We start from the raw sequence: 20,647 nt of genomic DNA on the forward strand, positions 1-20,647 counted from the left end.
GCGCGGGTGGCGCATACGTCGCATCACCCGCGCAATGATACGGCGGAGACTGATTATGGCTGTCTCTTCACTGACTGAACCGGCAGCGGTGGCAACCGCTGTTCCGGCACTCGCTATCCGCCATCTGACAGTACGCTACCGCCAAACCGAGGCGCTGAGCGACGTTTCGGTCGATATTCAGGCCGGTGAACAGATTGCAATCGTCGGCCCCAACGGCGCCGGCAAGAGCACTCTGCTGAAAGCGATTGCCGGCCTGCAACCGATAACTGCCGGCGAGATTCGCTTCTTTGGCACCGAGCGGGCCGAACCGAATACGATCGCGTATGTGCCGCAGCGGTTGCAAGTCGATTGGCGCTTTCCGGTTTCGGTCAGTGATGTGGTCTTGATGGGGCGGGTAGGGCGGATCGGTCTCTTGCGCCGGCCATCGCGCCATGACCGATTATTGGCGCAGCGGGCACTTGAACGAGTGGGTCTCGCCGCTTTCGCCGATCGCCAAATTGGGCAATTATCGGGCGGCCAGCAGCAACGGGTCTTTTTGGCGCGGGCGCTGGCTCAAGAAGCGCGCCTGTTGTTAATGGATGAGCCGCTGGTGGGGCTGGATATTCCTTCCCAAGATGAAATCTTTCGCGCGCTGGCAGCGTTGCGCGCCGAAGGGGTTACGATTTTGACCGCGTTGCACGATTTGCAGCAAGCGGCCCGCTACTTTGACCGGGTGATGCTGCTGAACCGGCGACTGATTGCGTATGCGCCGGCCCGCGAAGCCTTTACCGCCGCCAATCTGGTCGCCACATACGGCGGCCATCTCCATCTGCTTAGCAGCGGCGATGGTCTGTTGACTGTCGCTGACACCTGCTGCAATCCAACCCCGGATGGCGCCCTATGATCGATCCACTTACCGCTCCGCTGGCCTACCCCTTTATGCAACGCGGCTTGATCGCCGCACTGCTGATCGGCCTCATCTGCGCCGTGGTCGGGGTGTATGTGGTTTTGCGCGGTATGGCCTTTTTAGGCGACGCCCTAGCCCACACTATCTTGCCCGGCATTGCGGTGGGGTACCTGATCAACGGTACTGATCGCGGCGCACTCTTTTGGTGGGCATTGGGAGCGGCGCTGGTCAGCTCGTTTTCGATTGGCGCGGTGAGCCGGGCAACCCGCATGCGCGAAGACACCGCGATCGGGATCGTCTTTGCGGCAATGTTTGCGCTCGGCGTGGCCCTGATTTCGACCGTGCGCAATTCGGCGGTTGATCTGTCGCATTTTCTGTTCGGGAATATTTTGGGTGTGAGCGAGAGCGATTTATGGCGGATCGCCGCGTTTGGCGCAGTGGTGTTGGCCGCGATTGCGCTCTTCTACAAAGAGCTGATGGTCATTACGTTCGATCCGGTGCTGGCCGCAACGTTACGCTTGCCGGTGCGCTTCTTCGATTTCTTAATCTTGACGATGCTGGCGGTCGCGATTGTGGTTGCAATTCAGACTGTCGGCGTCGCGTTGACCTTGGCCATCCTCATTACGCCGCCGGCTACCGCCGCCTTTTTCACCCATCGCATGCACACGATGATGATCGCAGCGGCACTTTTGGCGATGCTGGCCGGCGTCGTTGGCCTCTACGCCTCGTATTATCTGAGTATTGCGTCAGGCGCAGCGATTGTGCTCACCAGCACCCTGATCTTCGCGTTGGTGTGGGCCAGTTCGCATCTCCGTCGCCGCAACGGCTAATCATGTAGTACAATTGTTGCAATCCGGCCAACCGCAGGCCGGTGCAAGCCTCTGAACCAACAATTGGCAGAGGTGAGACAACGATGATTAGCCGGTTGTTACTCATTTTCACCATCTTGGTGGTGTTCATCGCTACACCAACTGCGCAGGCCCAGCCGCCAGCCGGGCCGCGTTGGGCGCTTAACCGGTGTGGCGCTGGTGATACGGTGCAATATACATTGGCGATTGCCGGCGCGATCACTCCTGATGCGCTCATTCCCGGCGGGATCGAGACCCCTAGCTATGCCGAGTCGTTTGCGCCGTTGCGCCCTTTTCTGGCTGCCGCTGATCTCGGCTTGGCGACGCTGGCCGGGCCATTGGCCGGCGGCCCGGCGCCGGCGCTAGCCGCCGCGCTGGCCGAAAGCAATCTGCTCTTGCTGGGAGCCGCCCATCCCCGTCTACTTGACCGCGGGCCTGCCGGAGTTGACGCTACCCTGCAAACCTTAGCCCGCTACGGCATCTACCAGCACGGCGCTGCCCCCGGCGGCGAGGCAGCGCCGCCGTTTTTGAAGGTCACAGTGCCGCATCCGGCATCGCCGTTAACGCTCGGCTTCCTCAGCGCGACGTGGGGTCTCGGCGGCAATGCCGATCCGCGCGGCCAGATCAACCTCTTGGCCGACGCTGCCGGGGTGTTACCGGCTATCAGTTCTACCATCGAGCAAGCCCGCCGCCAGACCGAGCTGGTCGTGGTGATGGCGGCATGGGGCCAACCGAACGATCCTGATCCGGTACAGGCCCGGATCAACGCTGCGCGTAACCTGATTGCCGCCGGCGCAGATGTGGTCATCGGCAGTATACCGGGAGTGACAGCGACTGTTGACTGGGTGCGCGCCGGGGATCGCGAAGGTCTGGTCATCTTTTCCACCGGTGACCTGATTGGCGCTGCGGAAACACCGGCAGCATTGATGTATGTAGGGGTCACACGCGACGCCGATGGTGCGGCCCGTGTAACCGGCATCCGCTATTTGCCGATCACCCCCGGCAACGGCAATCGCGGCCCGGCACCCTTGCCAGTCGCACCTCGTGACCTCTCAGCCTTGGTGGGTGATCCCGGCCAGTTGCAGGTGATTGCGCCCCTTCCCCCCGCCAGCAAGATCGAGGTCTGCCCGCCGCTGCTCTTGCCCGAAGCACCCGAAACGCCGATTACCGGCGATTTTGCCCGCTTTTACCAAACCTTCGGCAGCGATCAACGGCGCGACCTGCTCGAGGCGATTGCCCTGCTTGGCCTGCCGCTCGGCCCAGTGCGCCGCGAATTGGCTGGCGATTGCCGGCAAGAAGTAGCTGTGCTCTATACCGAACGCCAGCGGCTCGAATTACATCCAGCCAACGATTGGCCCAACCGGGTGCTCGGTTCACATCTCGGGACGGTAGCCTTCCGGCTGGCATATCCCGATCAAGCAGTGACGCCTCGCACCGATCTGAACGATCCCGCCGCGTTCGCTCATCCACGGTTTCGCGCGTTCTACGAGCGGTATGGCGGCCTCAGTGTGTTTGGCTACCCCATCAGCGGCGCGCTGACCGAGCGCGATCCGCTGTCGGGACGCGATCTGGTGGTACAGTACTTTGAACGAGCCCGGTTTGAACTGGATCCGGTTGCACCGTTGCCCGAACAACCAATCTGGCAAGTGCGGTTGGGGTTGCTGGGGCGTGAAGTGGGGGCGCAAGCGGCGAGTGTGCTCTGTCCAGCTACCGTCGCGCCGAACATAACGGCGCCATCTGCAATGGCAACCCCAACAGCTCCGGCAACGAGCAGGAACGTGGCGCAGAGCAGTAGCGGTGGAGCGGAATGGATGATGCCTGTCATTATCGTGTTGGGTTTAGCGGCAGTTGGGTTACTGTTCTATATGATGTATGACTTTTATCGCTACATCGAGCAACATCCTGTAGCGAGCTCGCGCAACAGCCGCAGCGGCTACCGCTCGGCCAACACCACGCTGCCAGCGCCAGCCGCCGACGGCACACCAGCGGCAGCGGCTGAACCATGGCAAAACTGGCTGCGCAATTTTGCGCGCCGCAACAAACCAACCGCTACTACTCCCACTGAAGCGATCGATGGCGAACAACCAACCACCTCCAGCGGACGCTCACTATTGCGCTTGGGGGACAAACGGGGTAATCGAGAACGTTCAACCCGCAGCGGGCCGGCATGGCGACAACCAACCCGGCCGGCAAGCCGCCAAACCCAACCATCAAGCGCAGTGACAGCGCAGCCAACGACCAGTTCGACCGTTCGCCAAACCGATCAATGGCCGGCAACCGATGATCGTCCGGCCAACCGGAGCCACACCGCGCCGATCCAGCTGCCCAACCAACCTGATCCACTGGTCAATAACGAGCTTGATGCTTGGTTTGACACGCCGGCAAGCGTGTTGCGCAACGACTATGAGCCAGCGCGTCTAGAACCCACGATCGATCAACCGGTAGACTGGAACGATCTGCCGCCTACCGAGCGTGAACGCTGGCAAATGGAGCTAGGGCCGCTGGACGATGATACGGCAGCCGACTTGCCGCCCGCCGAGCGTGAACGCTGGCAAGCGGAATTGGCTGCGCCAGAGCCGGAATTCGACCCCGACTGGCATCGCGCCGAACCGCCAGATCAGCCCCGCGCCACCCGCCGGCTCGACGAGACCGAATTGCCTGCGGATCCCACCTTAGACCAGCGCGCCGGTAATGATGATGATGATTTGTTACGGAAACTGCTTGGGTTATAATACGGTATAGTGTCAAGGGGGCACAAAATCGTTCGCCAGACGGTTGATCGGTGAACGATTGAATGCTATACTGCCTGCACAAATCGATCTGCCACCGATGCAGCCTGCCTCAGGTTGCCAATCACGATAGAGGAGAGAGCGTATGCCCCAGACGCGACTGGTGATCGCCGACGATGAATCGATCATCCGCATGAATCTGAAAGAGACGCTCGTCAGTCTCGGCTATCTGGTGGTAGGCGAAGCCGGCGACGGCGTGAGCGTGATCAACCTCGCCCGCGAGCTGCGCCCCGATCTGGTCTTGATGGATATCAAGATGCCGAAACTCGACGGTATTCAGGCAGCGCGGATTCTGACCGAAGAGAAGATTGCGCCGGTGCTGTTGCTCACCGCCTATTCCGACCGCGATCTGGTCGAGCGGGCCAAAGAGGCTGGCGTCGTGAACTATATCGTCAAGCCGTTCCGCGAAGCCGAGCTGTTGCCCGCGATCGAGATTGCGATTGCCCGCTATCAAGAATTCCTTGAGATGGATCGGCAGGTAGCTGATCTGAAAGAGACGCTCGAAACGCGCAAGCTGGTCGAGCGGGCCAAGGGCATCTTGATGGATACCCAAGGCCTGAAAGAGGCGGAAGCATTCCGCAAGATCCAGCAATTGTCGATGAATACGCGCAAGTCGATGAAAGAGATTGCACAGGCCATCTTGCTGGCGCATGAGATTTAGGCCGGTCAGGGTGAAAGCTACCGTCATCGCGCGGGGAAAGACCGCGCGCTCCTGCGATGACAGCAACCGATGACACGCCACCACCCTCATCGCCGCTGCCGGGACGCTGGCAGCGGTATGTGCGTTTGGTTGCGCCGCACGTCCTCACCATCGCCGCTAGCGTAGCGCTCTTCCTTATGATGTACTACTGGGTGCTGCCGGCCCCCGCACCGGCAGCGCCGCAGATCGCCACGGTTACGCCCGCTCCAACCACGCCGCCCACTCTTCTCCCCTCACCGCAACCGACACTGCCGCCGGCGCAGCTTGACGATGGCCTGCTCCGGCTGACGATTCTCGATCTGCAAGCGGAAAACGCACAATTACGCGCCGCCACCCACTTGTTGCGCGCCGCAATCACGCTCGATGAGGCGGTGCAGGCGCTGCAACGCAACGACTTCGCCGAAGCTGATCGGGCCTTGATGAGCGCCCGCCGCGCCCTCGACCGCGCGTACCAGCTCAGTGTTGAACCACAAAAAGGCCCGATCGATTCCATCAGATTGCAAATCAGCCAAATCCGTGATGACCTCGGCATCCGCCCTGAAGGTGTCGACCGCCGGTTGTGGCAGGTGCGCCGGTTGATTTTGGCGTTGGTCGATGAATAACGGCGGCGGGCATCCGATTGCCGGGTGGCGACGTATAATACCTGTAGCGACGCACGGCTGTGCGTCGCCAATCAGACGCACGACCCTAGAAAGACCCCGTCATGTACCGCGATCCTACAATTCGCTCATCGGATATTACCCCTGAATCGGTCTATTTCAACCGGCGCGCTTTCTTGCGCGGGTTAGGGGTGCTGGGTGTTGGAACAGTGCTCAGCGCCTGCGGCGTGAGAACCAATCCGGCGCAGAGTGATCAGCCCTCACCCGCTGCCAATGCCGGCCTGCGCGACGAGTTGGGTGATCCGGCCAACACCTTTGAACAGATCACCAACTACAACAACTTCTACGAATTCACCACTGACAAAGAAGCGGTTGCTCGCCGCACCGCCAATTTTGTCACCCAACCGTGGACGGTCGAGGTGACGGGGATGGTGCGCAATCCGCGCGTCTTCGCGATCGAAGACCTCTTGCAGATGTTCGATCAAGAAGAGCGGATTTACCGGCTGCGCTGCGTGGAAGGCTGGTCGATGGTCATCCCGTGGCAGGGGTTCCCGCTGCACAAGCTGCTGGCGTTGGTCGAGCCAACCGCCCAAGCGCAATACGTGCGTTTCGAGACGCTCTACGATCCTGACCAGATGCCGGGCCAGCGCGATCGCTACTTTCCGTGGCCGTATGTCGAGGGGTTACGGATTGATGAGGCGATGCATGATTTGACCATCCTCAGCACCGGTCTGTATGGACGAACGCTCTTGCCGCAGAATGGCGCACCGTTGCGGTTGGTAGTGCCGTGGAAGTATGGCTTCAAGAGCATTAAGTCGATCGTCAAGATTGAGCTAACCGATACGATGCCGGTTTCGCTCTGGATGGCGGTTGCGCCGCACGAGTATGGCTTCTATGCCAATGTCAACCCCGACGTGCCGCACCCGCGCTGGTCACAGGCCACCGAGCGGCGGATCGGCGAGATGGGCCGGCGCAAGACGCTGCCGTTTAACGGCTATGCCGAGCAGGTGGCGGCGCTGTATGCGGGGATGGATTTGCGGAAGCATTATTAGGGGTAATGACTGCCCCCTCCCATTCTCCCCTTTTGGGGCAGGTATTTCATAGGACTCACCTTAAATACCTACCCCAAAAGGGCCATGGGGCGAGGGCGCACTCCCAAGGCGCAAAGCGCGCAACGGTACAGAGGGGGAAAACGCAAAGGCGCCAAGGAGGCGGAGGACGCACAGGGTTGACCTGAATCTCACCCTCTGTTTCCTCGGTGCCCTCTGCGGTAAACAATTCCCCCCTTCGTTGCTCAATCGCAACCCAGTTGCTGAAGTTCAACGCACAAACTACGACATAGCCTTAGTTTCCCCCTTGACAACTTTCCTGCCTGACGTTACGATCAATCCGTGAAAAACGGCACAAATTTCATGCCAAACCAGTTGCACCGGCAACTGCATATCCTGAAGCATTGGGGTAGGCGCGTCGTAGCCCTTATCGTGGTGCTGGAATTAGGCGTGCTTAGTCCGCTTGGTTGCGTACTGCACTGCCTGATCCAGCAATGGATGGACGAGCGCGCCACACCCAATTTCTTCTTTTGTGATCTGCATCTTGATGGGACGATCACGGAAGATGCCTCGCATCTTGCCCAGGTGCATCCGCGCGCCATGTACGAGGCCCTGCCGCCGTTGGTCGTTGCCGCCGTGCCGGTTGTGCCGCTGATCCTGCTCTTGGCGTTGCTTTGTCCCGCCTTCCTCCGCGTTTGCCCTCTCCCGCCGCCAACTCCGCCGCCACGCGCTTTCTCCTTTGGCCAGTCGTTCGAACCATGCCAGTGAGAATCGTGAACGCTGCGTCACCGATGCAGCGGTAGTGGGTCTACCTTGCTCAAGGAGGAAGTTATGAATCGCACTATTGCGTGGATGTTCACGCTCCTGTTGATCGCGCTTTTGACGGCCTGCGGCGGCAGTAATCAGAATACGTCCAACCGGCCTGCTACCGAACAATTGCCGGCGGCGCTGGCCGATACCTCGCTCTCATCGCAGGGTGATCCCAAGCGCGGCAAAGATCTGTTTGGGCCGTGTGCCGCTTGCCACACGACTTCCAAAGAGATATTGGTTGGCCCCGGTTTAGCCGGTCTGTTTAGCGTTAAAGGGCCGGTGCTGCCGAATGGGGTTGATTACAAAGGCATGTTGCCAAACGGCAAAGAGCGCAGCGAGGCGAATGTTGCCGAATGGATTCGCACCGGCGGCACTGGCCGTATCGGCTATATGCCAACCCATAACCTGACCGATCAAGAGATGGCTGATCTGTTGGCGTACCTGCGCACGTTGAAGTAATCAAGCTCGTGCCGGCAGCGGTAATTGTTCCGCTGCCGGCGCCGTACAGTATTAGGATACGCTATGCGCATTGTTTGCTTTAGTTGGGTTTGCTGTTTGCTCAGTATGCTCAGCAGCATTGCCATCTTTCCGATCGCCCGCGCCATCCCCGATCATCGCGCTCGTCACGGGCCGGTATTGACCCAACCATTCCGCTTGCCAACCGAAATCATCCGTGACGTGATCGCTGTGGTTGATCATAACGATCCGCTCGAGTTAGCCGCTTTCGCCAACCGGATGCAGAAGCCGGGATCGCTCCATCTGCTGATTGCAGCATGGCATCACGCTCATCAACCGGCGAACTTTGCCTTAGGGCCGTACCGGATGCCTGACTGGCTCGTTCCCGGCACCCAACTCGCTATTCCGCTTCGTTTTGCCTGCCCCCATCGCGAGCATCGGCTAGAGGTGATCGTGACCTTCACCATAAGGGGATGGCAGGTTAGTGAAATCCGTCGTTTGATCTAACTCGCCGATAGATCTCATGCTGGGGCAGCCGCCGGTAGCGGCGGCTGTTGCTCTTCGGAGTATAATACGCGCTAACAACCATGACGTTGTCTAGTGAAAAGGAACTTCCATGACCGAGTTGCGCGACTTCCTCGAAATCCCCTATGAGCAATTGGAAGAGTTGAACCTGAGCGTGAAGCGCCAGCGTTTGGCGCGCGTCTCGCCGGATGTGATGCGCGAAGAGCGGATGCGCTACCTCACCGACGAGCACCGGATCAAGGCAGTGACGGTCTGCTTTACCGACCTTGAAGGCCGCCTGCACATGCTCGATTACGACAAAAAGTTTCTCCTTACTTCCGCCGATAATCTGACCTTCGACGGCTCGTCGGTGCGCGGCTTCTCAGTGCAAGCCGAGTCGGATCTGCGCCTTGCCATTGACTGGTCGGCCTTTTATTGGCTGCCGGCCGATGTCTTTGGCCCCGGCAAGGTGCTGGTCTTCGGCTATGTACTGAACCAAGACGGCTCGCCTTACGAGGCCGATATGCGTGGCCGGCTGTACCGCTATGTGAACGAACTCTACCAGCGCGACGGCATTACCTGCAATGTTGCCACCGAGATCGAAGGGTTCCTCTTCAAAGGGCGCAATGCCGAGCAGCGCTTCCGCGAGACCGGCGAGTTTACCATGGTCAGCACCGGCGGTTACTATCACTCGCTGCCGGGTGATCCGCTCCGCCAGTTTATCGATATGGCGGCGGAAGCGCAACGGGCTATGGGGTTTGAGAACGAGAAGGATCACCCCGAAGTCGCACCCTCGCAGTTCGAGATGAACTATAGCTACACCGAGGCGACTATTGCCGCTGACCAGATTTTGCTCTACAAGCTGATCTGCCGCCAGATTGCCAGCAAGCTCGATATGACCGCCAGTTTCTTGCCTAAGCCGGTCACCGGCGTGAATGGCAATGGCATGCATACCAACATCTCGCTGGCGCGGCAAGGGGTGAATCTCTTCTACGACGCCAACGGCCCCGAACGGTTGTCTGAGCTGGCGTGGAGCTTTATCGACCGCATTCTCAACAGCGGGCAAGATCTCTGCCTGATTTTGAATTCGAGCGTGAATGCGTACCGCCGGCTTGACCCGCACTTCGAGGCGCCTAATCAGATCAAGGCGTCGCCGACCGACCGCGGTTCGATGATTCGCATTCCGATTGGCAATGCCCGTTCGGCCCGCATCGAGGTGCGCTCGATCGCGCCTGATGCTAACCCCTATCTGGCTATCTACGCCTTGCTGCGCACTGGCCTCGAAGGGCCGCTGCCCACCACTGATGTGCGCAGTGGTACTGCGACTCTGCCCGATAACATCTACGACGCGATTGCCAACTTCCGCCAGAGCGCTTTCATGGCCCAGATTTTGGGTGAAGATGTCCATGCTCGCTTCGCCGATCTCAAGGCGACGGTGGCCGATCGTTGCCCACGCAAACTCGGTACCCTCATCAAGCGGGCCGAGGTGCAGTTCCACCACGAGGTAACCAACCAGTACTTGTGGAGCCGGTTCTAATGTTGGGCAGCGTAGGGGCCCAGCGACGCTGGGCCCCTACGCCACTGTGTCGCCGAACAATAACTCGGTCGGCGTTTGCCACTCAGGCAGCACGATGCTAGGAATGATGGCCTTGCCGCGGTAGACATGCTCAGCGCGGTAGTCGCTGCCTTCCAGCGAGAGTAATTCCACCACCCGATGGCCGGGGTCGGCGATCCAATCCTCGCGCACCCCGGCAGCCGCGTAGTGATCGCGCTTCTCGCGCTGGTCGTAACTGGCCGTGCCCGGCGATACCACCTCCACAATCAGATCGGGCAGGCCAATGATCCGTTGGCCCGTAATCTGGGCCTTGCCACCATGCAACATCACCACTACATCTGGTTGTATCACCGTTGTCGCATCGAGTTCGACATCGATCGGCGCCGTGAACACCCTCCCGCGTCCGGCAACCTCTACCGCTAAGAATTAGGTAAGAGGCAAACCGTAATGAAGCAGCTTGCTGTTGCGGGCTTGGCGCCAGCGCCATCCGTAGTACTCCATTGATTGGCTCAAAACGGCCTGCTTCGGGTGGGCTCGTAATCGGTCACCGTCCACTGCCCGCTGGGTGGGGCCGGCACATGGGGCGCCCGAGCGGCCACCGGCAAGATATCCGATGTCATTGCGCCTCCGTGATGGCTTGGAAACCATGATGTATCAGCAGTATAGCACGCGAACGCCGGAGGTCATGGTCTCTGCACCCTCACCTCCGGCGTTCGCTCTGGCGGCCCCTTACAGCGCCACGATCGCTGCTGCCAGCACGAAACAATACCAGTAGGTATAGAGCATATACGAGACGTGATCGGCGGCGGTTGTGCGCAACAACAGCACCCGTCCGGCGATCACGAGACAAAGTCCGGCCAAAAAGAGATCGAGCAAGAGAACGCCAGCGTTCAAGCCGGCGGGCAGAAACAGCGCAAAATGGGAAAGAAGGGCTAGCAGCACAAAGGCAACCGCCACAAACCACCGCGTAAAATTCACGCCGAAGACAATGGGCAGCGTGCGGCGTTGATTGAGCCGGTCTCCTTCAATGTCGCGCAGATCTTGCAGCGATGCGTTCGACAACAGCGTTATCGCCGGAACCAGTATCCACAGCCACGCTGCTGGCGTCAATGGCCGCACCATCTGCCATGCTGCCGCTAACTGCGCGATCGCTCCAAAGGTCATCGACAGGTTTTTCAGCCAGTAGTGGCGCGCAAATCCACCTAGATTGTGCAAGGTGAGCGTCACCTGCCACAGCAACGTCCATTCCAAGACACCCAACTGCCAACCCACCAGTGTGAAGAGTGCCATCGACACGATCCAACGCAGCCATGCGCCGCGCCGCGTCACGAAACCGCTGAGGAGGGGACGATCCGGCTTGTTGTGCCGATCTTCCACTTCACCGGCTAGCTGGTTTGAAATACAAAACGTGATGCAATAAAGCCCGAAGTAGATCGTTCCCCATCCGAGCAGGCCCGGCAGCGCGTCCCAATCAGGTTGAACGTTATGCCATGCCGCTAGCGCAAATAGCAGACCGGGAATCACTGTGGCCGAAATATCGTAACGGGTAAAGCGCCAGTAGAGGTAGGCTTCCGATAGGATGGTGCTGAGCCAGCGGGGGGAGCGAACGGCAGAGAAGCTTGTCGGGATATGCATTGGGTGCTCCTGCTAGAACGCAATGCTGATCAACGATGGCGCACGGTCGTATTGTAGCAAGTTATTAACAAATTTTCAACTTCTTGCGATCTGAGAACCGTATAATGAGGTCTACGATCTTTTTTTCAGGGCATCATTATCTAGTGAGGTTCCTTGCTGGGTAGCGAGACGCTTAGCCGGTGTTGCGAGCGCTTGTTAGCGCTAGGTTGGCGTACCGTGGCGTGACACGAAGATGTTCAAACACTGCTGACGCAATCTACTGCTCATATGATATTATTAAACAATTGTAAGAAGCTGTTGACAATTTTGCCATCAAACCAGCGGGCGCTATTTATCATAAGCTCACCTCGATCGGAGTACCACCATGAGTTCTTCGCGCACCCTCCTCGATCTCTTGTACCGCCAGATTGTACGGGCCATCGCTTTGGGTACGCTCGTTATCGCTCTGATCTCCTTTGGGTTGACGTCAGTAGTTTTTTTGGTAACGGCTAACCTCTTTACCGGCGTAACCATGGCGATCGCCTTTGCCACCAGTCTTGGTTGTGGCTTGACGTTGGTGCTCCTAGCAGACAAGCGTCCGTTTTGGCAGGCAATCTTGCCGTTTGGCATAGCCATCATCATTGGCGAAATCGCTGTCGCCGTCTGGCTTCCTGAATTGCGTCTGGCGACTACGCCATTCCTCGCGGTGGTGATCTTGCTGGCCGGTTTGAATGGCCAACGTTCGTTTACCATTGGCGCGATGGTGGCCTGTATCGTGGTAGTCATCGCGATTGTTGCGCTAGGGCCAGAATCTGAGACCTCTGTGATCCCTATCCACCTTCTGCGTTTCTTGCAAGCCAGTAGTCTGGCTGCTCTGCTCATTGCGGTATGGGCGTTTCTTGATCAAGTTATGTCTGCCCAGATGCGCGCGTTGCAGCTCGCCGATCAGCGCACCCAAGAGGCCGAAAGCGCCCGCCAGACTGCCGAAACGGCCCGGGTTGAGGTCGAGCGACGCGCCGCCGAGCAGCAACGGCTGCTTGATCTCGTCACCGAGCTGGAATTGCCGATCTTGCCGATTGATGATCATGTCTTGTTGGCCCCGCTCGTAGGCAATCTCGACAGCCGACGCGCCGAGCAATTGCGGAGCCGGATTCTGGGAACGGTCGCTGCCAAACACGCCCATACCGTGATTATTGACATCACTGGCATTACGCTGATCGATACCGCAGTGGCGAAAGCCTTGATCGACACCGCCGCCGCTATCCGCTTACTTGGCGCGCGCACGATAATCAGCGGCATTCGCCCCGCAGTTGCCCAAACGCTGGTGCATCTCAACACCGATTTAGGTGAGATTGCCACCGCGCCGAATCCCGAAGCGGCCCTTTCCTTAGCTCGCCGTCCGGTTGCGGCTTGATGCATGGAACATTACAGCGCTTGCAACCGCACACTCTTTGCTATAATCTGATCATCGCTTGATAGCAAGGAGATGCTCTCAATGGACGAGGAAGGGTTGCAGTTCGTCCCCGCGTCTGATGGAAGACGGAGTTCAACACATGCCAATCTCGCCATTTGCAGTGCTGCGCTGACCGGCATCGATCCCGCTGCCGTGACGGCGCTACACCAAGAAACCAACTGGCGCCGCCAGTATCCGCGCTATATACGCGCGCTGACGGAAGCTGCCGCGGCCGATCCGGCGCAGGCGCTTACGATGGCTACTGCCGGATTAACCGCTGCTTGGCAACAGGTTGAATGGCTGCGCAATGGCACGGCTGCCCCCCTTGCCGAAGCAATGCGCTGGTCACAGCTCGATACGATGTACACTGCGGCGTTGCACGGTCGTGGCGCTCACCTGATCGAACCCTTCTCAATCCCGTATCGCGGCCAGCGTCTCTCCGGTGCGGCACTGCATGCCCAGATTGCCCATTGGGAAGCGTCCGGGATTATCGAACCCGGTTGCGCTCGTGCCTTGCTGCGAGTGCTGGATCATCCCGAATGGCTCGACCTTTCCGATCGCACCCTCGTGCTGTTAGGCGCGGGTTCGGAAGCCGGGCCGTTGGCGACCCTTGCTCGCTGGCGCGCAAACATTGTTGCTGTCGATGTACCCGATCCGGCCCGCTGGCAGCGAATCGCCGCAGTGGTGCGCGCCGGCAATGCTCGCTTGTTCGCGCCATCGTTGCAGCCAGTTGCGCCTGAAGCCGATCCCGATGAGTGGTTGCCGGTCGCCGGGGTTGATTTGCTCAGACACGCGCCCGAAATCGTGACGTGGCTGCTCTCCTTCGAGCGTCCGCTTGATATCGCGACGCTCGCCTATCTCGACGGTGAACGTCACCTGCGCGTCGCTTTGGCGATGGATGCGATCGTGGCGACCGTCAGCGCCGCCCGCCCCGATACGACCCTGATGACGATGGCGACCCCCACTGATATGTTCACCGTGAATGAAGAGACGGCGCTAGCGGCGATGCGCAATGCGGCCAAAGCCTCCCCGCTGGGTGAGAGAACGGCGGCGATTGTACGTACTCTCAGCGGCGGGAGGTTGCTGCAACCGCATGTGCGCGAGTTGATCGCCAGCACCAACGGCAAACGCTACGGGATCGTCGATTGCCTGTTCCTTGAGCAGGGGCCGAACTATACCCTCGCCAAACGCTTGCAACAGTGGCGCGCCATTATTGCTCGCGCTGGCGGCCAGCGCGTCTCGATTAATGTGGCTCCGGCGACGATGACCCAGTCGGTGATCAAGAATCCAGCCCTCCGGGCTGGCTACAACGGGGCCAGTTTGTTCGGGGTCGAGATCTTTGCCCCTGAAACGACCGGCGCGCTGATGGCTGCGCTCTGGGTGCATGACCTGCGTTGCCGTGATTGCGCCGCCAATCCTGACGTTCCCCTCGATCATCCGCTCGAACTACTGACCGCCAACGCTAACCACGGCGGTCTCTGGCGCAATGGCTTTCTGCCCCGCACGGCGCTGCCGCTGGCGGCGGTAATCGGGTTCCTGCGACCACTGCCACGTGCGTAAAGGTGTCGTGAGGTTTGTCGCTTTGGCAGGATAGTTACTGCAAATCATTGACTTTTAGGTGAACTCATAGAACACTGGTAGAGTTTCGATCTCGCTCAATGGAAAACGATATGTGGAAGCTCATCGCTCGCTTTGCCAATGTTAAAGCCTCCAATCCCGACCAGCAGCGCCGGGGCCAGCTTTTGGTGACATTATCGGTTGGGATAATTGTGATTCTGCTCACAGTCGGTTTGTTGTTGACGATGATTCAACCAACCATTGGGCGCTTCATCAATCTTGGCCTTGCCACGATAGTCTTCGCCATGGCTGCTTTCCTCGGTCGCCAAGGCTTTGTGAGCGCCGGTTCATACATTCTGATCATTGTCGCTGGTATGGGATCACTAAGCGGGATGTTTTTCAATCCCAACTCTCCGTTTAATATTATTTACCTGCTTATTTGCGTATTGTTATCAAGCATCTTACTCAAACCAAATCAGATTTGGATCGTGTTAGCCGGTTGTCTCGCTGCGCTCGCCGGGGTTGTTGTAACCGTGCCTGCATCTACGCGGGCAGCTATTTTGCTCGAATATGCGGCTGCGCATGTCTCCGTTTTACTCGCGGTGACTGCGCTGATCACGTTTATTGGTGCGCGCAGTTTAGCCGCCGCGCTCGCCGAGGCCCGTGAGCTGCGCCGGCAAGCCGAGGAAGCGAATCAGCGCTTGGTTCAGGTGAATACGAGTCTGGAAGCGCGGATTGCTGAGCGAACTGAAGCGTTGCAGCGTCTCGCTGATGAGCAACGCGCTACCATGGCCCGGTTGGCAGAGACACTCAACGCTCAGCAAGAGTTGAACCGGCTGATTCTTGAACTTGATGTGCCGATTATTCCGGTGCGTGATGACACGCTGATCGTGCCGTTAGTCGGCGGGCTTGATAGCAATCGGGTACAACGATTGCTCGAGACTGTCTTGCAAGCGATCGAGCGGGCCGGCGCCCGCATGTTGGTGATCGATGTGACGGGGGTGGCGGTCATCGATACGTATGCGGCGGCGGCCTTGCTGCGAGTTGCCCAAGCCGCTCGCTTGATGGGGGTAACGACGACGCTCGCTGGGCTTCGCCCCGAAGTTGCCCAAACGCTGGTGAGCTTAGGAGTCGACCTGTCTTCTATTCAAACGACGTCAACCTTGCAAGCGGCGCTCGCGTTGCAGCCACGGATGCGTTCTTCTGCGTAATGTCATGTTATGTGTTTGAGCCGATGCAAGGGCATTGTAGCGATTCTTGACGAATCTCCGGTTCAGTGGTACACTTGATAGCCGTGCCGGGGTAGCTCAGTGGTAGAGCAAACGGCTCATAATCGTTAGGTCGCGGGTTCGAATCCCGCCTCCGGCACCACTCGCCGGTGAGCAATGCTCACCGGCGTTTCCATTCATATCGCGCTATTGTTGCGCTCGCGAAACTGCGTTCGGTACAAATCGTGTTCGTTGTATCCCTAGTCCCAATGCGTTACTCCCTGCCAACGCTCTATGCTTAACCATCTGCGCCAGTTTCTGCTTGCCGAAGGGTTGGGGCAACCAACTGCCCGTCTGCTGGTCGCTGTTTCCGGCGGCGGTGATTCGCTGGCGCTGTTGCACCTGCTCGCTACCCTCCACACGACTGGCGGGCCGTTGCCCATCGTCGCTCATCTCGATCACGGGTTGCGCGGGGCCGAATCGGCGGCTGAGGCGGCGTTTGTGGCTGAAACGGCCGCGGCAAGGGGTTTGCGCGTCATTGTAGAGACAGCGAATCTACCGTCGGGTACAACTCCGGCGGCGGCCCGCGCCGCTCGCTATGCCTTCCTTGCCCGCACTGCCATCGCCGAGCAGGTCGATGCGGTGCTGGTTGCCCATCAGGCCGACGATCAGGCCGAAACGGTGTTGATGCACCTTCTGCGCGGGGCCGGGCCGGCCGGCTTGCGCGGCATGCGCCCGCGGGTTGAGTGGCCGGAATGGGCTGCGCCGGCTATCGCTGCGGGCCAAGCGCCGCCCCACGGCCCGCCGTTGCTTCGCCCCCTGCTTGCAATCAGCCGGGCCGCGCTCGCAGCCTATTGCGCTGAACACGGCCTTGACCCGCGCCACGATCCGACCAACGATGACCTCAGGTACATCCGCTCCCGGATTCGCCACCAGATCTTGCCGCAACTGGCCGCCGAAAACCCGCACATTACCGCTGCGCTTGGCCGCACCGCCCGCATCTGCGCCGAAGACTACGAGTTTATCCAGCAGGCGCTGGCGGCGCAGTGGCCGCTGCTCATCGCCGAACAGCGGCGCGATCTCATCGTATTCGACCGCGCTGCCCTGCGCACGTTGCATCCCTCATTGCGCCGCTATGCCTTGCGCCGTGCGGTCGCCGCGCTCGGCGACGAAGAGCCGAGCCTTGCCCAAGTTGATGCGGCCCTGTATCTGGTGGCTGGGCAGGCTGGCAGCCAGATGCGGCTTACTCCGCAAGTGACGCTCGTGTGTGATCAGCAGACGGTAACGCTGCGCTTGCCTACCGCCGAACCGTTTTCTGTGCCGCAGATCGCCGAACCTGTGTCGCTGCCAGAACGTGGCAGCGTGCCGTTGGCCAACGGCTGGCAGTGTATCGTGCAGGATCATCCCCCCGCTCACCCCGATCGCTGGTGGCTAGGGTTGGCCCGCCCTCCGGCTGGTCCGCTCGCGCTGCGCCCACGCCGTGCTGGCGACCGCATGCGCCCCGCTGGCGCGCCTGGCAGCCGGCGCCTGCAAGATATCTTTGTCGATCTTCACGTGCCGCGCGCACTGCGTGATGGTTGGCCGTTGCTGGTCGCCGCCGACGGCCAGATCCTCTGGCTGGCCGGGTTGCGCGTCGCCGCTGGGATTGCCGCAGGTGAACCGAATCAGGCTACAATGTGGATCGGAATGGTTGCCCCCGCCACTCAACAGGAGTAAGTATGCGCCAAGACATTGACTACGTATTGATTACCGAGGAACAGATTAAGCAACGCGTCGCCGAGCTTGCCGCCGAAATCACCGCCGCTTATCGCCCGCTCCACGACCTGCTCTTGGTTGGCGTGTTGAAGGGGTGTGCGATGTTTATGGTTGATCTCGCTCGCGCGATCGATCTGCCCTTAGCTATTGACTTTATCGCTGTGGCCAGCTATGGCGCCAGCACCGAATCCTCTGGCGTCGTGCGCCTGATCAAAGACCTTGACACCGATATTACCAATCGCCATGTGCTGATTGTCGAAGATATTATCGATAGCGGTCTGACTCTCGCCTACCTGCGCGGCCAATTGTTGCGCCGGAACCCGGCTAGTCTGCGCATCTGCACCTTGCTCAATAAACCCGAACGCCGCACCGCCGATGTGCCGGTTGATTACGTCGGTTTCAATATTCCCAATGCCTTTGTAGTCGGCTACGGCCTTGATCATGCCGAACGGTATCGCAATTTGCCGTTCATCGGCGTTCTGCGCCCCGAAGTCTACCTCTCGTAAACGGCCGCAAACGGTAGCGCCGCACGGCTGCGGCTCCTGTCGTAAAGCGCCAGAATAGCTAAACTGTAGCGCCGCACAGCCGCGGCTCCTGACAACGGAACACGTTTGTTCACCAACCGGACTGCGCATCCATAGGCATGTGATCCAGATCACATTTTGACTGTGATCTGTTCCCTTGCCTCTGCCGATCGGCTGATGCTATAATTCCAATACTGATGGCATGCGTAACGCCATGTTGTCATGTGCAACTTAAACTTCCTCGTAGTCGGGGCATGCCCCTCTGCAGCGGCTGATCCAGCATTGCATCAGGATCGGGTACTGAGGCAACCCCTCTAGAAAGATGACGTATGGGAGATAATCGTTGGTTGAAGAATAGCTTTGTCTACCTCATCATTCTGGTCGCTGCGCTGGCGCTCTTCTTCCAGTATTTAGGGCCGGGTGCGAGCCAGACTGAAGAAAAAGGCATTGCTGATGTGATCGCCGATGCTCAGGCCGGTCTGGTGCGTGAAATTCAAGCCCAAGCCGGCGATGAGCAGATTTTGGTGACGTATAACGATGGCAAGAAGTACCGCTCGCGCCTTGAGTCGGCAGACAGCGTGATGCGGTTGCTGGCCGATTATGGCGTGCCGTTGCGCAACGAACAAGGGCAGCGCACAATTAACGTTATTGTGCAGCCGGCGCCGGCGTGGGGCGGTTTGCTGAGTATCTTTACGATCCTCTTGCCAACCCTGTTGCTGATCGGCTTTTTTGTCTTCTTTATGCGCCAAGCGCAGGGCAGCAACAATCAGGCGATGTCGTTCGGCAAGAGCCGGGCGCGGATGTTCGCTGGCGATAAGCCGACGATTACCTTCGCCGATGTTGCCGGCCAAGAAGAGGCGAAGCAAGATTTGGCCGAGGTGGTCGAGTTTCTCAAGTTCCCGGATAAGTTCGCTGCTCTCGGTGCGCGCATTCCGCGCGGCGTGCTGATGGTCGGCCCGCCCGGCACTGGTAAGACGTTGCTCTCGCGCGCAGTGGCCGGAGAAGCGGGAGTGCCCTTCTTTAGCATCTCTGGCTCGGAGTTTGTCGAGATGTTCGTCGGCGTTGGCGCTTCTCGCGTCCGCGATCTGTTCGATCAGGCCAAGCGCAACGCTCCCTGCATCGTCTTCATTGACGAAATTGACGCCGTGGGCCGCCAGCGCGGCGCTGGCTTGGGCGGTTCGCACGATGAGCGTGAGCAGACGCTCAACCAAATTCTGGTTGAGATGGACGGTTTCGATACCAATACCAACGTGATCGTGATTGCTGCCACCAACCGGCCCGACGTGCTCGACCCAGCGTTGGTGCGCCCCGGCCGCTTCGACCGGCAGGTTGTGCTCGATGCGCCCGATGTGCGCGGACGGATCGAGATCCTGAAAGTTCACGTCAAGGGCAAACCGCTGGCCGAGGATGTCAACCTCGAAGTGATCGCTCGCCAGACCCCCGGCTTCTCGGGCGCTGATCTGATGAACGTGGTGAATGAGGCGGCGATTCTGGCTGCGCGTCGCTCGAAGCGCAAGATTAGCATGGCCGAATTCCAAGACGCGGTTGAGCGGGTTGCGATCGGTGGCCCTGAGCGCCGCTCGCGGGTGATGACCGACCGCCAGAAGCTGGTGGTGGCTTATCACGAGGCCGGGCATGCGATTGTCGGCGCGGCGATGCCGAAGGCCGATAAGGTGCAGAAGGTGACGATCATCCCGCGTGGGCAGGCCGGTGGTTATACCCTCTTCCTGCCCGATGAAGATAGCCTCAGCTTGCGCACCGTCTCGCAATTCAAGGCGCGGCTGGCCGTCTCGTTGGGTGGCCGGGTCGCCGAGGAGATCGTCTTCGGGAATGAAGAGGTGACGACCGGCGCTTCCGGCGATCTGGTGCAGGTGACCCGCATCGCCCGCGCGATGGTGACGCGCTACGGTATGAGCCAGCGCCTTGGCCCAATTGTCTTCGGCGAGAAGGAAGAGTTGATCTTCCTTGGCCGCGAGATCAGCGAGCAGCGCAATTACGGCGATGAAGTGGCCCGCCAGATCGACGAAGAGGTGCATACAATCGTCAGCGAAGCCTACGAGACGGCGCAGCAGATCCTGCTCCAGAACCGGGCCGTGCTCGACGATATGGCCAATGCCCTGATCGAGTACGAGACGCTCGATGGCGAACAGCTCGAAGAGCTGATCCGGCGGGTGAAGCCACTGGCGCTCGATCTGAGCAAGACCGGCGGCGCCACGCCGAACGGTCGCAGCGACGAGCGATCGGCCCAGCCCGATGCGCCGCAGATGGGCTTGGGCGGCCCCAATCCGCTGCCGGCGTGATGGGCCTCTTGTAAGGGCGGGTTTGAAACCCGCCCTTACC

The 20,647-nt window shown here is 59.6% G+C and carries 18 protein-coding genes and 1 tRNA gene; 17 read left to right on the forward strand and 2 right to left on the reverse strand.

Going from position 1 to position 20,647, the window contains the following annotated elements; genetic code table 11:
- Positions 1-55 precede the first annotated feature (55 nt).
- The 10 genes from U9R61_RS03095 to U9R61_RS03140 all read left to right on the forward strand — a co-directional run bounded on the left by U9R61_RS03095 (position 56) and on the right by U9R61_RS03140 (position 10,178).
- Complete coding sequence (locus U9R61_RS03095) at positions 56-883, forward strand: metal ABC transporter ATP-binding protein (protein ID WP_322487357.1); 828 nt, start codon at positions 56-58, stop codon at positions 881-883.
- Positions 880-1,716 carry a metal ABC transporter permease gene (locus tag U9R61_RS03100; protein WP_322487358.1) on the forward strand — a complete coding sequence of 279 codons (837 nt, stop codon included), beginning with the start codon at positions 880-882 and terminating at the stop codon, positions 1,714-1,716. Before U9R61_RS03095 ends, U9R61_RS03100 begins: the two co-directional genes overlap by 4 nt.
- 83 nt (positions 1,717-1,799) lie before the next feature.
- Positions 1,800-4,466: a CapA family protein gene (locus U9R61_RS03105; protein ID WP_322487359.1), complete on the forward strand. Its 2,667-nt coding sequence runs from the start codon at positions 1,800-1,802 to the stop codon at positions 4,464-4,466.
- A gap of 142 nt (positions 4,467-4,608) precedes the next feature.
- On the forward strand, positions 4,609-5,184 hold the full coding sequence (locus tag U9R61_RS03110; RefSeq protein WP_012257866.1) for an ANTAR domain-containing response regulator: 576 nt from the start codon (positions 4,609-4,611) through the stop codon (positions 5,182-5,184).
- Positions 5,185-5,240: 56 nt separating this feature from the next.
- The gene (locus U9R61_RS03115; protein ID WP_322487360.1) at positions 5,241-5,825 is read left to right on the forward strand and encodes a hypothetical protein; all 585 of its coding nucleotides are present in this window, start codon (positions 5,241-5,243) and stop codon (positions 5,823-5,825) included.
- Between the two features lie 101 nt (positions 5,826-5,926).
- A complete protein-coding gene (msrP, locus tag U9R61_RS03120; RefSeq protein ID WP_322487361.1) occupies positions 5,927-6,874 on the forward strand; it encodes a protein-methionine-sulfoxide reductase catalytic subunit MsrP in 948 nt (315 codons plus the stop codon).
- 360 nt (positions 6,875-7,234) lie between these two features.
- Positions 7,235-7,639 (forward strand): hypothetical protein, encoded by a 405-nt coding sequence (locus U9R61_RS03125; protein ID WP_322487362.1) that lies wholly within the window; start codon positions 7,235-7,237, stop codon positions 7,637-7,639.
- A 63-nt stretch (positions 7,640-7,702) separates the two neighbouring features.
- Complete coding sequence (locus U9R61_RS03130) at positions 7,703-8,140, forward strand: cytochrome c (RefSeq protein ID WP_322487363.1); 438 nt, start codon at positions 7,703-7,705, stop codon at positions 8,138-8,140.
- Positions 8,141-8,203: 63 nt separating this feature from the next.
- Positions 8,204-8,644, forward strand: a complete 441-nt coding sequence (locus U9R61_RS03135; protein WP_322487364.1) for a hypothetical protein — start codon at positions 8,204-8,206, stop codon at positions 8,642-8,644.
- Between the two features lie 109 nt (positions 8,645-8,753).
- Positions 8,754-10,178, forward strand: coding sequence for a glutamine synthetase family protein (locus U9R61_RS03140; protein WP_322487365.1), 1,425 nt, complete (start codon positions 8,754-8,756; stop codon positions 10,176-10,178).
- A 36-nt stretch (positions 10,179-10,214) separates the two neighbouring features.
- Here the strand turns inward: U9R61_RS03140 and U9R61_RS03145 are convergent, their stop codons facing one another.
- Positions 10,215-10,589 (reverse strand): Uma2 family endonuclease, encoded by a 375-nt coding sequence (locus U9R61_RS03145; RefSeq protein ID WP_322487366.1) that lies wholly within the window; start codon positions 10,587-10,589, stop codon positions 10,215-10,217.
- Between the two features lie 336 nt (positions 10,590-10,925).
- Positions 10,926-11,831 (reverse strand): UbiA family prenyltransferase, encoded by a 906-nt coding sequence (locus U9R61_RS03150; protein WP_322487367.1) that lies wholly within the window; start codon positions 11,829-11,831, stop codon positions 10,926-10,928.
- A 364-nt stretch (positions 11,832-12,195) separates the two neighbouring features.
- On the opposite strand from U9R61_RS03150, the gene U9R61_RS03155 reads away from it, so the two are divergent.
- The 7 genes from U9R61_RS03155 (at position 12,196) to ftsH (ending at position 20,607) form a co-directional block, all read left to right on the forward strand.
- Complete coding sequence (locus U9R61_RS03155; protein WP_322487368.1) at positions 12,196-13,224, forward strand: STAS domain-containing protein; 1,029 nt, start codon at positions 12,196-12,198, stop codon at positions 13,222-13,224.
- Positions 13,225-13,305: 81 nt separating this feature from the next.
- On the forward strand, positions 13,306-14,823 hold the full coding sequence (locus tag U9R61_RS03160) for a hypothetical protein (protein WP_322487369.1): 1,518 nt from the start codon (positions 13,306-13,308) through the stop codon (positions 14,821-14,823).
- A 110-nt stretch (positions 14,824-14,933) separates the two neighbouring features.
- Positions 14,934-16,031: an STAS domain-containing protein gene (locus U9R61_RS03165; RefSeq protein ID WP_322487370.1), complete on the forward strand. Its 1,098-nt coding sequence runs from the start codon at positions 14,934-14,936 to the stop codon at positions 16,029-16,031.
- A gap of 85 nt (positions 16,032-16,116) precedes the next feature.
- Positions 16,117-16,191: transfer RNA gene (locus U9R61_RS03170), tRNA-Met, on the forward strand.
- Between the two features lie 131 nt (positions 16,192-16,322).
- Positions 16,323-17,744, forward strand: coding sequence for a tRNA lysidine(34) synthetase TilS (tilS, locus tag U9R61_RS03175; protein WP_322487371.1), 1,422 nt, complete (start codon positions 16,323-16,325; stop codon positions 17,742-17,744).
- Between the two features lie 2 nt (positions 17,745-17,746).
- The gene (gene hpt, locus U9R61_RS03180; RefSeq protein WP_322487372.1) at positions 17,747-18,289 is read left to right on the forward strand and encodes a hypoxanthine phosphoribosyltransferase; all 543 of its coding nucleotides are present in this window, start codon (positions 17,747-17,749) and stop codon (positions 18,287-18,289) included.
- 347 nt (positions 18,290-18,636) lie between these two features.
- Positions 18,637-20,607, forward strand: coding sequence for an ATP-dependent zinc metalloprotease FtsH (gene ftsH, locus U9R61_RS03185; RefSeq protein WP_322487373.1), 1,971 nt, complete (start codon positions 18,637-18,639; stop codon positions 20,605-20,607).
- The last annotated feature ends 40 nt before the right edge of the window (positions 20,608-20,647 follow it).

Origin of the sequence: Chloroflexus sp., from assembly GCF_034431535.1 — a bacterium.
GTDB lineage: Bacteria > Chloroflexota > Chloroflexia > Chloroflexales > Chloroflexaceae > Chloroflexus.